We start from the raw sequence: 12,473 nt of genomic DNA on the forward strand, positions 1-12,473 counted from the left end.
AGCGACCACGATGACGAACTTCACCGACCGCCACGGCGTCTCGCACCCGCTCCCCGCCCCCGAGGCCGAGGCGCAGGTGCGTGCCGACGACCGCGGCCACGTGTTCCACTCCTGGAGCGCGCAGGGCATGATCGACCCGATGCCCGTCGCGACGGGCGAGGGCTCGACGTTCTGGGACTACCAGGGCAACGCGTACCTCGACTTCTCCAGCCAGCTCGTGAACCTCAACCTCGGGCACCAGCATCCCGACCTGGTCGCCGCGATCCAGCAGCAGGCGGGGCGTCTCGCGACGATCCAGCCCTCGATCGCGAACGACGTGCGCGGAGAGCTCGCGCGCCTGATCGCCGAGGTCGCCCCGGAAGGACTCGAGAAGGTCTTCTTCACGAACGGCGGCGCCGAAGCCAACGAGTACGCAGTGCGCATGGCCCGCCAGTTCACCGGCCGCCGCAAGGTGCTCTCGATGTACCGCAGCTACCACGGCTCCACGTCGACCGCGATCTCGCTCACCGGCGACCCCCGGCGCTGGGCCAACGACACCGTCGATTCCGGGGCCGTGCGCTTCTTCGGGCCCTACCTGTACCGCTCGCCGTTCCACGCCGAGACCCCGGAGCAGGAGTCGGAGCGAGCGCTCGCCCATCTGGAGCAGACGATCCAGCTCGAGGGACCGCAGACGATCGCGGCGATCATCATCGAGACCGTGGTCGGCACGAACGGCGTGCTCGTGCCGCCGCCGGGCTACCTGCAGGGCGTGCGCGCGCTGTGCGACCGCTACGGCATCGTCTACATCGCCGACGAGGTCATGGTCGGCTTCGGTCGCCTGGGCGAGTGGTTCGGCATCGACGCGTTCGACGCGAGCCCTGACCTGATCACCTTCGCGAAGGGTGTGAACTCCGGATACGTGCCCCTCGGCGGCGTGGTGATCTCCGACCGCATCGCGAGCGCCTTCGACACGATGCCGTTCGCCGGCGGACTGACCTATTCCGGTCACCCGCTGGCGTGTGCGGCGGGTGTCGCGACGTTCGAGGTGTTCCGCCGTGACGGCATCCTGGAGCGCGTGCGCGACCTCGGCACGCGAATCGTCGAGCCGACGGTGCGCTCCTGGGCCGAGAAGCACCCGAGCGTCGGCGACGTGCGCGGCCTCGGGCTGTTCTGGGCGGTCGAGCTGGTGCGCGACACGCAGACGCGCGAGCCCCTCGTGCCGTTCAACGCCTCGGGTGCCGACGCCGCCCCGATGGGAGCCTTCGCCGCGGCCGCCAAGAAGGGCGGGGTCTGGCCGTTCACGCACTTCAACCGCATGCACGTGGCGCCGCCGCTGGTGATCAGCGAGGACGACCTGGTGCGCGGACTCGCCGCGCTCGACGACGCGCTCTCCGTGGCCGACGAGGCAGCCGCCGGCTGACACGCGCACACCCACACACGAAGCCCCGGCGACGCGAGGTCGCCGGGGCTTCGTGTGTGTGCGGGCTCCTCCTGCGGCTCATCCCGCGGAGTCGAACACCCGCTCCCCCTCGACCCAGGTGCCGCGCACCTCGGTCAGACCGATCTCCTCCGCCGGATGCTCGAACGGATCCCGGTCGAGCAGAGCGAGGTCGGCCCGCATGCCCACCGCGATCGTGCCGGTGTCGTCGAGATGGTTCACGCGTGCGGAGCCGGCGGTGTACGCGACGAGCGCGGTGGCGAGGTCGATCGCCTGCTCGGGCAGGAACGCCTCGTAGTCGCCCTCCCACTCGGTCGGCGCGGAGCGGCGGTTGACGGCCACGTGGATCGCGGCGAGCGGGTTGGGCGTGCTCACCGACCAGTCGCTGCCCGCGGCGAGCGTGGCGCCGGAGCGCAGCAGGTCGCCGAACGGATACTGCCAGGTGCTGCGCTGCTCTCCGAGGAACGGGATGGTGAGGTCGACCATCTGCGGCTCGAGCGTCGCCCACAGCATCTGCATGTTGGCGGTGACGTCGAGCGCCCGGAACCGCGGGATGTCGTCGGGGTGCACGACCTGGATGTGGGAGATGTGATGCCTGTTGCCGCGCGGCCCGTTGTGCACGAGCGCGGCCTCGACCGCATCCAGGCACTCCCGCACGGCGCGGTCGCCGATCGCGTGGAAGTGCAGCGTGAAGCCCAGGGCATCGAGCCGGGTCGCGGCCTCTTTGAGCAGCTCCGGTTCGACGAACGAGATCCCGGAGTCCTCGCGCGGATGCCCATGGCCGTCGCAGTAGGGCTCGAGCATCGCCGCGGTGAAGTTCTCGGCGACGCCGTCCTGCATGATCTTCACGCTGCGGGCCCGGAAGCGGCCGACCGTGCCGGCGTCGCGACGGGCGACGATGTCGTCGATCTGCTCCAGTCCGCGCGAACGGTCCCACCACAGGGAACCGACGACGCGGCCGGTGAGGGCGCCGGAGGCCGCGGCCGTCAGATACGCAGGGAGCGGGTCGCCCGCGTCGCCGTACTCGGTGCCGACGATCGCATCCTGCCAGGCGGTGACACCGTACGAGTGCAGGTGCCGCTGCCCCTGCAGGAGCGCCTCCACGAGTCGCTCCGGCACCTCGACCGGGAGGAGCCGGTTGACCAGACCCATCGCGCCCTCGTGCAGCGTGCCGCTCGGGGCGCCGCCGGCGTCGCGTTCGATCCGACCGTCGGCAGGGTCTGCGGTGTCGCGGGTGATGCCGGCGAGCGCCAGTGCCCGGGAATTGACCCAGGCCCCGTGTCCGTCGCGGTTGGGCAGGAACGCGGGGCGATCGGGCAGCACGGAGTCCAGGTCGGCCGCGGTCGGTGTGCCGCCGGGGAACGCCGACATCTGCCAGCCGCCGCCGAGGATCCACTCGTCGTCCGGATGCTCCGCCGCGTACTCCGCGATCCGCGCCAGGTACTCCTCCCGCGTCGCCAGCGCCGACAGGTCGCAGCGCAGCATGTCGAGCCCGCCCCAGACCGGGTGCACGTGCGCGTCCTGGAACCCGGGAACCAGCAGCCCGCCGTCGAGGTCGACGACCTCGGTGTCCGGTCCGATCAGCGCCGAGACGTCGTGTCCCACCGCGCTGATGCGACCTGCGGTGACCGCCACGGCGTGCGCGGTGGAACGCGCGGCATCCGCGAGGAACACCCGTCCTCCCCGCACGCCGCCGGTGAACACCAGATCTGCATACGTCACTGTCAACCCCCGGCCATCGTGCGGGCGATCTCGGTCGCCGAGTCGCCCGCTCTCTTGAGCACCACCGCCACCAGCGCGAGAGCGAACAGCGTGAGCACCAGCATGATCGTCGACACCGCGGCGATCTCAGGACGCAGGCCGCTGCGCAGCGCGCTGAGCACGTACACCGGCCACGGCGTGGTTCCCGAGACCTGCACGAATGCCGACACGACCGTGTTGTCGAGGCTCAGCGTGAACGACAGCAGGAACCCGGCGAGCACCGCGGGCATCGCGAGCGGGAGCGTGACCTTGAAGAAGGTGCGCACGGGCGGAGCGTAGAGGTCGGCCGAGGCTTCTTCCAGGCGGGCGTCGAGTCCCACCAGGCGGGCCCGCACGATGTACGACACGATGGCGATCGAGAACAGCGACTGTCCGACGACGAGCCGCATGGTGCCGTCGTTGAAGATGCCGATGCCCGCGTCCTGTCCGAGGAAGACGAGCCACGGCAGCAGCGCGACGGCATCCACGATCTCGGGGGTGACCGACACGAGCAGCAGGAGTCCGAGGAACCACCACACCCACTTGCCGGGGTTACGGGCCATCGCGATGCCGGCGAGGGTGCCCAGTGCTGTCGCGAGCAGGGCGGCCAGCAGACCGGTGCGCACCGACACGAGCACGGCGTCGCGGATCGCCGGTTTGTTCACGATCGCGAGGAAGGAGTCGAACCCGAAGTGGTCCCATGACACCAGCAGGCGCCCGACGTTGAACGAGTAGGCGATGATCACGAGGATCGGCAGGAACAGGAACAGGAACACCAGTGCCGCCCAGATCGGGAGCACGAAGCGTCCGGCTCCGCGGCGCGCGCGCGGCGCCGGCGCGGTGGTCTTCGTATCGGTCATGATCCCTCCCCCAGGACGAGGCGGTGGCGTTGTCGGAGCGGCAGCGTCACGAGCCAGAGCAGACCGGCGGCGAGCGCGATCGAGATCATGATGACGATGATCAGCAGCACGGCCATCGCCGAGCCCAGCGCCCAGTTCTGGGCGGTCTGGAACTGACTCGCCACCACCTGCCCGATCATGTTGCCCTTCGCTCCTCCGAGCACGGTGGCGGTGATGTAGTCGCCCATCAGCGGGATGTAGACGAGGAGCACACCGGCGATGATGCCGGGCCTGGCCAACGGCACGGTCACCCGGAGGAAGGTCGTGATGCTGTTCGCCCCGAGATCCTTGCTCGCCTCTCGCAGCGGGCCGGAGACCCGGTCGAACGCCACGAACAGGGGCAGGATCATCAGCGGCAGATAGTTGTAGACGACGCCGAGCAGCACGGCCCCGCGCGAGTACAGCAGATCGAGCGGGCCGGGGATGACCCCGATGCCCTGCAGCAGCTGCGAGAGCCACCCCTCGGGGGCGAGGATCACCTGCCAGCCGATGGTGCGCACGAGGAAGTTCGTCCAGAACGGCACCATCACCAGCGCGAGCAGCAGCCCGCGCTTCGACGGCGGGGCCTTCACCGCGATCCAGTACGCGACGGGGCCGCCGATCACCAGGCACAGCACGGTGCCGAGGATGCCGATCCACAGCGTGTTCAGGAAGGTGCTGAAGAACGTCGGAGAGAGCGCCTCGAGGTAGCGATCGAAGGAGAGGTGGTCCAGCGCGTGCGTGGCGAAGATGCTCGGCTTGTAGCCGAAGCTGAACACCACGACCATGAAGATCGGGGCGACGAAGAAGATGAGCAGCCAGGCCCACGCGGGGATGGCGAGACCGAACTTGAGCTTAGGCACCGGCGGCCGCCTTCATCGAGTTCCAGATCGAGACCACGCGGTCCTGCGCATCGGTGAGCTTGCCCTCGTGCATGGTCTCCACCTGCTTCTCGTCGAAGAACACCATGTCGAGCCGTTCGAGACCCGCGGCCTCCGCCTCTTCGCGGATGCCGCTGATCCCGGTGTCGTAACCGATGTAGTCCACCTGTGCGAGCTGCACATCGGGCTGCAGCACGAAGTCGATGAACGCGTGCGCGGCCTCGGGGTGCGGGGCACCGGCGGCGATCGCCCAGTTGTCCATCCACAGCTCGGTCGCCGGGCTCCCCAGCACCCACTGCCAGCGGTCGGGGTCGTCGGACTCGAAGATGCCGAGCCGCGCGTCGCCGTTGTAGGACTGCAGCAGCGCGTGCGAGGCCTGCGGAATCGATGAACCGCCGGGATACGAATCGAACGCCGAGACGTGCGGCGCGAGATCCTTCACCAGGAACTTCTCGACGGCGTCGAGGTCGTCGGGATCCGTGGTCGTCCAGTCGATGCCGTTCGCCCAGAAGTAGATGCCCAGCAGCGGCGCCGGGTCGTCGAGCACCGAGGTCGAACCGGAGGCCTCGTTCTGCGCGGCGTCGATGAAGTCGTTCCAGGTCGTGAGCTCTCGCGAGATCACCCTCTTGTCGTAGACGAAGCCCGTGGTCCCCCAGGCCTTGCACACCGAGTACTCGTTGCCGGGGTCCCACGAGCGCCCGCGGAACTCGGGCGCCACGTGCTTCATGTTCGGGAGCAGGTCGAGGTTGAACTTCTGCAGGAGTCCGTTCTCGGCCATCGGCCCGACGAAGACTCCGGTCGGTACGACGATGTCGTATCCCGAGGTGCCGCGCGCCGCGACGAGCTTGGCGATCAGCTCCTCGTTCGAGTTGAAGGCGTCGAGCACGATGCGCGGGCCGTTCTCCGCGGTGAACTGCTCGAGCACCTCCGGGGCGTCGTAGTCGCCCCAGCTGTAGATGGAGAGCTTGTCCTCGAGGGGGCCGCCCTTGGCGTGCACCGCCGCGGCGTTCTGCCCCGGCGCGCATGCGCTGAGCACGACCGCCCCTCCCGCCATGATCGCGGTGGCGAGGAAGCCGCGCCGGGTCAGCTCGGTGCGGATCACCCGCGCAGCGCTCCGATGCGCCAGCACGCGCACCGGGGGCACGCCCGTCACCGGCCGCCGTCCTTGGGCAGGGTGATCACGTGCGTCGCGGTGGTCGGGATGCCCTCGGCGGCGAACAACCGTGCATCCGCCGGGCTCCAGACGCAGCGGACGACGTCGTCGACCCCCACCGACGGGGCGGTCGGGGCGGGCATGCGCGAGAGGAACGTGGCGTCCTCACCGATGCGGACCGCGACCTGCAGGGTCTCGCCGAGGTGGGAGACCCCCAGCACGCGTCCGGGGACTCCTGCGCCCTCCCCCTGCTCCAGACGGATGTACTCCGGCCGGATCGCGGCGACGGCCGGTTGTCCTGCGGCGACACGCTCGCCACCCCACCGTCCGGAGATCGCCCCGATGGCGGTGTCGACCGCGTTCCCGTCTGCGCGCACCGTGCCGTGCACGAAGTTCTGCTGCCCGATGAAGGAGGCGACGTACGCCGAGGCGGGCTCCGCGTAGATGGCGGCCGGTGCGTCGAGCTGCTCGATCCGCCCCGCACGCATCACGGCGATCCGATCGCTCATCGACAGCGCCTCGGCCTGATCGTGCGTGACGAACACGAAGGTCGTGCCGAGCCGTGCCTGCAGCAGCTTCAGCTCGAGTTGCATCTCTTCGCGCAGCTGCCGGTCCAGCGCTGCCAGCGGCTCGTCCAGCAGGAGGACGCTCGGCCTGTTGATGAGCGCCCGCGACAGGGCGATGCGCTGTTGCTGTCCACCGGAGAGCTGCGTCGGCTTGCGGTCGGCGAACGCCCGCAGCTGCACCATGTCGAGCGCTTCGCTCACGCGCTCGCGCTGCTCGGCCTTCGGCACCCGCCGCTGCTGCAGCCCGTACGCGACGTTCTCGGCGACCGTCAGATGCGGGAAGAGGGCATACGCCTGGAACACGGTGTTGACCTCGCGCCGATAGGGCGGGAGGTTCAGGACGCTGCGACCGGAGATCAGGATGTCGCCGGCGTCCGGGAACTCGAAGCCCGCGATCATGCGCAGAGTCGTCGTCTTGCCGCAGCCGGAGGGCCCGAGGAGAGAGAGGAACTCCCCCGGCTGCACATCCAGACTCAGGTCGTCGACGGCGGTGGCAGCACCGTAGCGCTTGGTGACGCCGTCGATGCGGACCGCACCGGTGGTGGCGGGTGCGTCGAGTGTCGCCGTCGACGTTCGGGTGGTGTCGGGCATGGAGCCTCCCCATTGAGATTCGCTTGTCGCGAGTCTGTCATAGGAAAGGCGCCAGGTATAGCGAAATCGGAAGTCTCTTGATCCGTTCGCAACTGTATCCGTTGCGAACTCTCAAAAAAGCGACCGATTAGCGCTGATCAGATTTAGCGCTGATCAGATGAGGAAGCCGCGCAGCAGCGCCTCGGAGCCGGCGAGGTGGTCGCGCATCGCCGCCTCTGCCGCATCCGGACGCCCGGCGAGGATCGCGGTGACGATGCTCTCGTGCTGCTCGCCCGAGTGCTGGATGTTGCGCGGCATCAGCGGGAACGTATCGAGCCACACGTTGACATCGGCTCTGTTCTCGGCGACGAGCGCGACGAGCGACGGGATGCCAGCGGCCTCGGCGATCGCTAGGTGGAGCAGCGTGTCCAGGCGTCGATACTCCTCCGGCCCGGCCGGCAGCGCCGCTTCATGTCGCGCCCACAGATCGGCACGGGTCGAGGCGTCGAGCGATCGACTCGCCGCGGCGCGCACGGCCCCGGTCTCGAGCACGCGGCGCAGTCCGAGGACGTCGTCGATCTCCTCGGGCGTCACCGTCCCCGACGTGGTCGGGTGCGGCAGCGGGTCGGCGACGAACGTCCCCCCGTACCGCCCGCGCCGCGGCAGCAGGTAGCCGGTGTCCGCCAGTTCACGGATCGCCTCGCGCACGGTGTCCCGGCTCACCCCGAACGACGCGGCGAGCTCGCGCTCCGGCGGCAGCGACTCCCCCGGAGCGACCACGCCGAGCCGGATCGTCTGCACGAGGCGGGCGACCGTGTCCTCGAGGGCGTTGCCGCGCCGCAGCGGTCGGTAGACCGCCTTGCGAACCTCGACGAGGTCGCCGTCGTGGGGGTGCTCGCTCATGCCTTCACCCTGTCACAGCGAGGTGAGGGTCGCTCACAGCGGGGTGACGTAGGCGTTCGTGATCCCGCCGTCGACGACGAAGGCGCTCGCGGTGATGAACGACGAGTCGTCCGAGGCGAGGAAGGCCACGGCCGCCGCGAGTTCCGCGGGCTCGGCGAAGCGGCCCATCGGCACGTGGACGAGGCGCCGCTGCGCACGTTCCGGATCCTTGGCGAACAGCTCCTGCAGCAGCGGGGTGTTCACCGGTCCGGGGCACAGCGCGTTGACCCGCACCCCCTGACGCGCGAACTGCACCCCGAGCTCACGGGACATCGCCAGCACGCCGCCCTTCGACGCGGTGTAGCTGATCTGCGAGGTCGCCGATCCGAGCAGCGCGACGAACGACGCGGTGTTGATGATGGAGCCGCGCCCCGCAGGCACCATGTGGCGCAGCGCCGCACGGCTGCACAGGTACACGCTCTTGAGGTTCACGTCCTGCACCCGGTCCCAGGCCGGGAGCTCGGTCGTCTCGATGGAGTCGTCGTCGGCCGGCGAGATGCCCGCGTTGTTGAAGGCGATGTCGATGCGGCCGAACTCCTCGGCGACGCCGTCGAACAGCGCGTCGACCTTGGCCTGGTCGGCGACGTCGACCGGACGGAACGCCCCGCCCACCGCGGCGGCCGCCGCCTCTCCGGTCGTCGGATCGACGTCGGCGATCACGACGAAGGCGCCCTCCGCGGCGAACCGCTGGGCGGTGGCGAACCCGATGCCGCTCGCGCCACCGGTGATGATGGCGACGCGGTCCTTCAGTCGCTGGGTCAGATCGATGCTCATGTGGGTTCTCCGTTCCGGGTGGGTGAGGGGACGACGCGATCAGACTTCATCGGTCGCGAAGAAGACGTTCTTGGTCTCGGTGAAGTGCTCGGCGGCGTCGGGGCCGAGCTCGCGCCCCAGGCCCGACGCCTTCATGCCGCCGAACGGCGTGGAGTACCGCACCGAGGAGTGGGAGTTCACCGACAGCACGCCGCTGCGCACACCCCGTGCCACGCGCACACCGCGCCCCAGACTCTCGGTCCACACGGAGCCGGCGAGCCCGTAGGCGGTGTCGTTGGCCAGACGGATGGCGTCGGCCTCATCCTCGAACGGCATCACCGCGACGACGGGCCCGAACACCTCCTGCTGGGCGATGCGGTCGGCGGGGTCGGCGAGCACGACGGCCGGAGCGAACCAGAACCCGTCCCCGTCCGGCGCGCTTCCCCGGAACGCGATGTCGGCGCCGTCGAGGAAAGAGGCGACGGTGTCGCGGTGCCCTGCCGAGATGAGCGGCCCCATGTCGGTGTCCTCCCGTGCGGGGTCGCCCACGCGCCAGGCGGCCACGGCCGGTTCGAGCAGTTCGAGGAAGCGGTCGTACACCGAGCGCTGCACGAGCAGGCGGCTGCGGGCGCAGCAGTCCTGGCCTGCGTTGTCGAACACCGAACCGGGCACCCCCGCCGCCGCGCGTTCGAGGTCGGCATCGGCGAAGACGATGTTGGCGCTCTTGCCGCCGAGCTCGAGAGTGACCGGCTTGAGCGCTCTCGCACAGCCGGCCGCGACCTCGATGCCGACCTCGGTCGAGCCGGTGAAGACCACCTTGCGCACGTCGGGGTGCTCGACCAGACGCTGACCGACGACCGAGCCCGAGCCCGTGACGACCTCGAACAGCCCTTCCGGGAGTCCGGCCTCGAGCGCGAGCTCACCGAGGCGGATCGCGGTGAGCGGGGTCAGCTCGGCGGGCTTCAGCACCACGGCGTTGCCCGCGGCGAGCGCCGGCGCGAACGCCCAGGAGGCGATCGTCATGGGGAAGTTCCAGGGCACGATGACGCCGACGACGCCGTAGGGGTCGTGGAAGGTGACATCGAGCCCGCCGGCTACCGGGATCTGTCGTCCGGACAGCCGCTCCGGGTCGGCGGAATAGTAGTTGAGCACCTGGGCGACGTGCCCGGCCTCCCACCGTGCGGAGCCGATCGGATGCCCGGAGTTGAGCACCTCCAGCTGGGCCAGCTCCTCGACCGCGCCCTCGACCGCACGGGCGAACGCCCGAAGCGCGTCGGCTCTGGCGATCGGAGCCAGTGCCGCCCACCGGCGCTGGGCGGAGACCGCACGGGCGATCGCCGCATCGGTCTCTCCGACATCCGCGCGTGCGACGTCGCGGATCGCGGCTCCGGTCGACGGGTTGATGACTGTGAACGCACTCATCGGGCGTCCTCCTTCCGCTGCGCGGCGAACGCACGAGCCTGTGAGACGAGATCTGCGAAGAGACGCCGGTCTTCGGCGTTCTCCTCCGGATGCCATTGGATGCCGATGATGCGGCCGGCCGAGGTGTCGACGAACGCCTGCACGAGTCCATCGTCGGAGCGGGCGGCCGTGACCAGCCCCTCCCCGAGTCGATCGATGCCCTGATGGTGGTAGCTGTGCACCCGCACATCTCCCGCGCCGAGCACCTCGGCGAGCGCGGTGTCGTCCGAGACCTCGATGTCGTTCTCGGCGAACACGCCTCCGCCGAGGCGGTACCGTTCGGTGCCGAGCGACTCGGGGAGGTGCTGCTGGAGAGTGCCGCCGCGCGCCACGTTGACCAGCTGCAGTCCCCGGCAGATCGCGAGCACCGGGATGCGCCGCCGCTCCGCCGCCCGGAACAGCGCCAGCTCCCACGCATCACGGTCGACACGAGCGGGGTCGGTCAGCGGATGCCGCTGCGCGCCGTAGAGCTCGGGCGCGACATCGGCCCCGCCGGAGAGGATCAGTCCGTCCATCCCGGCGATCGCCGCATCCGCCGATTCCGGGTCCTGCGGGGGCAGCAGCAGCGCGATGCCGCCGGACGCCGTCACACCGGTCAGGTACTGCTCGGGCAGGAATGCCGCCCGCACATCCCACACCCCCTGCTGCGCCCGCTCCAGGTAGGTCGTGACCCCGATCAGGGGTGCCGGGTCAGAGCCGCTCGAAACCACGGACGCGCTCCCAGTCGGTCACGGCGGCATCGTAGGCTTCCAGCTCGATGCGCGCCTGGTTCAGATAGTGGTCCACGACGTCATCACCGAAGGCCTCCCTGGCGATGGTCGACGCGCTGAACAGCTGTGCGGCCTCGCGCAAGGTCGTCGGCAGGTGGTCGACGCCCGCCTCGTAGGCGTTGCCCTCGAACCGCTCGGGCAGGGCCAACTCGTTCTCGATGCCGTACAGGCCACCGGCGATGATCGCCGAGATGCCCATGTACGGGTTCACATCGCCGCCGGGCACCCGGTTCTCGACCCGCAGCCCCGATCCGCTGCCGATCACGCGCAGCGCACAGGTGCGGTTGTCGATGCCCCAGGCCACGCCGGTCGGCGCGAAGCTGCCCTTCGCGAAGCGCTTGTACGAGTTGATGTTGGGCGCATACAGCAGCGTGAACTCGCGCAGGCTGGCGAGGATGCCGGCGATCCAGTGCTCCATGACGGGACTGAAGCCGTGCGCACCGTCGCCGGCCATCACCGGCGTCCCGTCGTCGGCGCGCAGGGAGAGGTGGATGTGGCAGCTGTTGCCCTCGCGCTCGTTGAACTTCGCCATGAACGTGAGCGACTGCCCGTGCTGCGCGGCGATCTCCTTCGCGCCGTTCTTGTAGATCACGTGCTGATCGGCCGTCTCGCGCACCTCGGCGTAGCGGAACGCGATCTCCTGCTGTCCGAGGTTGCACTCGCCCTTCACGCCTTCGCAGTAGAGACCCGCTCCGTCCATGCCGAGGCGGATGTCGCGCAGCAGCGGTTCCATGCGGGTCGAGGCCTGCAGGTTGTAGTCGACGTTGTAGTCGGTGGCCGGTGTCAGCCCCTCGTACTTGCGCGCCCACGCGTCGCGGTAGGTGTTCTCGAACACGATGAACTCGAGCTCGGTGCCGGAGAAGGCCGTCCATCCCCGCTCTGCGAGTCGGTCGCGCTGCCGGTCGAGGATCGCGCGCGGCGAGGGGCCGACGGGTTCGCCGTTCTGCCAGACCAGGTCGGCCATGATCAGCACGCTGCCCTCGAGCCACGGCATCCGCCGCAGGGTCGCGACATCGGGGCGCAGCACCATGTCGCCGTAGCCGCGATTCCAGCCCGACATCGCGTAGCCGTCGACCGTGTTCATGTCGACGTCGACGGACAGCAGGTAGTCGCAGGCCTCGGCGCCGTGATGAAGGATGTCCTCCTGGAACAGCCGCGCGGAGACGCGCTTTCCGACCAGCCGACCCTGCGCATCGGCGAAGGCCACGATCACCGTGTCGATCTCACCGGCGGCGATGCCGGCATCCAGCTGCTCGATGCTGAGGTTTCCCGACATCTTCTCGCTCCCGTCGTCGTGGTGAAGCGATCGACCGACCGGCTTCGCCATCAGAGTAGATCACTG

Annotated in this window: 11 protein-coding genes; 1 reads left to right on the plus strand and 10 read right to left on the minus strand. The window is 69.6% G+C overall.

Annotated features, from left to right (window positions below):
- Positions 1–10: 10 nt before the first annotated feature.
- Positions 11–1,399 (plus strand): aspartate aminotransferase family protein, encoded by a 1,389-nt coding sequence (locus tag ACP699_RS06540; RefSeq protein ID WP_151485996.1) that lies wholly within the window; start codon positions 11–13, stop codon positions 1,397–1,399.
- A gap of 78 nt (positions 1,400–1,477) precedes the next feature.
- Here ACP699_RS06540 and ACP699_RS06545 read toward each other — a convergent pair whose 3' ends face one another.
- From ACP699_RS06545 to ACP699_RS06590, 10 genes are all read right to left on the minus strand, one after another.
- On the minus strand, positions 1,478–3,139 hold the full coding sequence (locus ACP699_RS06545) for an amidohydrolase (protein ID WP_426170127.1): 1,662 nt from the start codon (positions 3,137–3,139) through the stop codon (positions 1,478–1,480).
- A gap of 2 nt (positions 3,140–3,141) precedes the next feature.
- The gene (locus ACP699_RS06550) at positions 3,142–4,017 is read right to left on the minus strand and encodes an ABC transporter permease (protein ID WP_200942434.1); all 876 of its coding nucleotides are present in this window, start codon (positions 4,015–4,017) and stop codon (positions 3,142–3,144) included.
- A complete protein-coding gene (locus tag ACP699_RS06555; RefSeq protein WP_055865053.1) occupies positions 4,014–4,898 on the minus strand; it encodes an ABC transporter permease in 885 nt (294 codons plus the stop codon). The genes ACP699_RS06550 and ACP699_RS06555 overlap by 4 nt, the downstream gene beginning before the upstream one ends.
- Positions 4,891–6,069, minus strand: coding sequence for a polyamine ABC transporter substrate-binding protein (locus tag ACP699_RS06560; RefSeq protein WP_055865057.1), 1,179 nt, complete (start codon positions 6,067–6,069; stop codon positions 4,891–4,893). The genes ACP699_RS06555 and ACP699_RS06560 overlap by 8 nt, the downstream gene beginning before the upstream one ends.
- Positions 6,066–7,226 carry an ABC transporter ATP-binding protein gene (locus ACP699_RS06565; protein ID WP_055873811.1) on the minus strand — a complete coding sequence of 387 codons (1,161 nt, stop codon included), beginning with the start codon at positions 7,224–7,226 and terminating at the stop codon, positions 6,066–6,068. Before ACP699_RS06565 ends, ACP699_RS06560 begins: the two co-directional genes overlap by 4 nt.
- A gap of 153 nt (positions 7,227–7,379) precedes the next feature.
- Positions 7,380–8,108, minus strand: coding sequence for a FadR/GntR family transcriptional regulator (locus ACP699_RS06570; RefSeq protein ID WP_055865065.1), 729 nt, complete (start codon positions 8,106–8,108; stop codon positions 7,380–7,382).
- A gap of 33 nt (positions 8,109–8,141) precedes the next feature.
- Positions 8,142–8,921, minus strand: coding sequence for a 3-oxoacyl-ACP reductase (locus tag ACP699_RS06575; RefSeq protein ID WP_017828885.1), 780 nt, complete (start codon positions 8,919–8,921; stop codon positions 8,142–8,144).
- A gap of 39 nt (positions 8,922–8,960) precedes the next feature.
- Complete coding sequence (locus ACP699_RS06580; RefSeq protein WP_426170136.1) at positions 8,961–10,322, minus strand: aldehyde dehydrogenase family protein; 1,362 nt, start codon at positions 10,320–10,322, stop codon at positions 8,961–8,963.
- Positions 10,319–11,071 carry a gamma-glutamyl-gamma-aminobutyrate hydrolase family protein gene (locus ACP699_RS06585; protein WP_164743698.1) on the minus strand — a complete coding sequence of 251 codons (753 nt, stop codon included), beginning with the start codon at positions 11,069–11,071 and terminating at the stop codon, positions 10,319–10,321. Before ACP699_RS06585 ends, ACP699_RS06580 begins: the two co-directional genes overlap by 4 nt.
- Positions 11,052–12,458 carry a glutamine synthetase family protein gene (locus ACP699_RS06590; protein WP_426170140.1) on the minus strand — a complete coding sequence of 469 codons (1,407 nt, stop codon included), beginning with the start codon at positions 12,456–12,458 and terminating at the stop codon, positions 11,052–11,054. Before ACP699_RS06590 ends, ACP699_RS06585 begins: the two co-directional genes overlap by 20 nt.
- Positions 12,459–12,473: the final 15 nt, after the last annotated feature.

It is taken from the genome of Microbacterium sp. DWRC1-3, from assembly GCF_049896645.1.
GTDB lineage: Bacteria > Actinomycetota > Actinomycetes > Actinomycetales > Microbacteriaceae > Microbacterium > Microbacterium maritypicum.

Coding starts and splice junctions, on each gene's coding strand:
- ACP699_RS06570 (WP_055865065.1), bottom strand. CDS start 8,108: ATGAGCGAGCACCCCCACGACGGCGACCTCGTCGAGGTTCGCAAGGCG.
- ACP699_RS06550 (WP_200942434.1), bottom strand. CDS start 4,017: ATGACCGATACGAAGACCACCGCGCCGGCGCCGCGCGCGCGCCGCGGA.
- ACP699_RS06590 (WP_426170140.1), bottom strand. CDS start 12,458: ATGGCGAAGCCGGTCGGTCGATCGCTTCACCACGACGACGGGAGCGAG.
- ACP699_RS06540 (WP_151485996.1), top strand. CDS start 11: ATGACGAACTTCACCGACCGCCACGGCGTCTCGCACCCGCTCCCCGCC.
- ACP699_RS06565 (WP_055873811.1), bottom strand. CDS start 7,226: ATGCCCGACACCACCCGAACGTCGACGGCGACACTCGACGCACCCGCC.
- ACP699_RS06575 (WP_017828885.1), bottom strand. CDS start 8,921: ATGAGCATCGATCTGACCCAGCGACTGAAGGACCGCGTCGCCATCATC.
- ACP699_RS06580 (WP_426170136.1), bottom strand. CDS start 10,322: ATGAGTGCGTTCACAGTCATCAACCCGTCGACCGGAGCCGCGATCCGC.